Source organism: Streptomyces sp. NPDC127092 (assembly GCF_042722475.1).
Lineage (GTDB): Bacteria > Actinomycetota > Actinomycetes > Streptomycetales > Streptomycetaceae > Streptomyces.
In genome coordinates, this window is the sequence record NZ_JBHXFE010000247.1 from 1 (window position 1) to 421 (window position 421).

General features: G+C 71.7%; 1 protein-coding gene. It reads left to right on the top strand.

Annotated elements, in window-relative coordinates:
• Positions 1-7: 7 nt before the first annotated feature.
• Positions 8-421 (top strand): type I-U CRISPR-associated protein Csb2 (csb2, locus tag ACFWJO_RS39375; protein ID WP_386873062.1); only part of this gene is annotated, 414 nt, incomplete at its 3' end.

Here is a 421-nt window from a genome sequence, read left to right on the forward strand (position 1 = left end):
GCAGGCGATGCCGAATCCCGGACGGAGGGCAGAGCTCGACCGTGCTCACGCGGCAACGACGCTGGGGCGGAAGCCCTCGGCTAGCGGCGACAAGCACACGACGTCGGCGGTGCCGCATGCCGCCCTGCCGCCGCGCGACCACCTCCGGAGCGGGATCTTCGCGTCGGTCGAGCAACACGAACCTGACGTTCCCTGGACCCAGGTGCTGGCGGTCCCCGTCATCGGGGCCAACTCCACTGTCCCTGAAGAGCGGTACGTGAGTGTCTGCGTCGCCCTGCACCGCGCGCTCGTGTCGCGCCTGGGACCCGACGCCCCGCCGGAGATCACCGGCCGTTATGCGCCGTCCGATGCCCCACCGGCCAACCGTGTCGCACTCCACCTGGTGCCGGGGGACCTTCCGGCCCTGCCGTTCCCGGACGGA